The sequence below is a fragment of the Pleomorphovibrio marinus genome (assembly GCF_003347495.1).
Taxonomy (GTDB): Bacteria; Bacteroidota; Bacteroidia; order Cytophagales; family Cyclobacteriaceae; genus Pleomorphovibrio; species Pleomorphovibrio marinus.
The window spans coordinates 1-404 of the sequence record NZ_QCXY01000055.1; the positions used below are offsets into that span (position 1 = coordinate 1).

At 51.7% G+C, this 404-nt stretch carries 1 protein-coding gene; it reads right to left on the minus strand.

The genetic code is table 11. From position 1 onward, the window contains the following. Positions 1-321, minus strand: a 321-nt coding sequence (locus DB520_RS26365; protein WP_232835172.1) for a hypothetical protein, incomplete at its 3' end; no start/stop codon positions are given. Positions 322-404: the final 83 nt, after the last annotated feature.

Sequence of the window (404 nt, forward strand, 5' to 3'; positions counted from 1 at the left end):
CACGCTCGATCCTCTTGAAAAAGGTCCAAGGTCTCCTTCTCCCCCTCCCTCACAAAGTTCCTGGCTATTAGCCCATACGGATAAGGACAAAGACGAGAGTCTTTGGGCCAGGGTGTGCGGCTGCGTCTGCTGGACGATGTAACTTTCCAGGTTCAGGATGGTGAAATCGTCAAAGAAGGCTTCTCCTCCTTCGGCCCCATCATTGGACAGGTAAATATAGAAATATCCGGGTTCTTCCGCCAGCCCCCCGCAACCTGGCCCCTCGCTAAAACAGTCCCAACGGACTGTTTCTTTACGCTCGGTCCTAATATAATCTTTCATGCTCCCGGTTGGTGCCATCCTCATACGCTTCCTCCGTCATTTGGGTATAGCCGCCGTACTTATAGTTCATCTCCTTGTCGAAA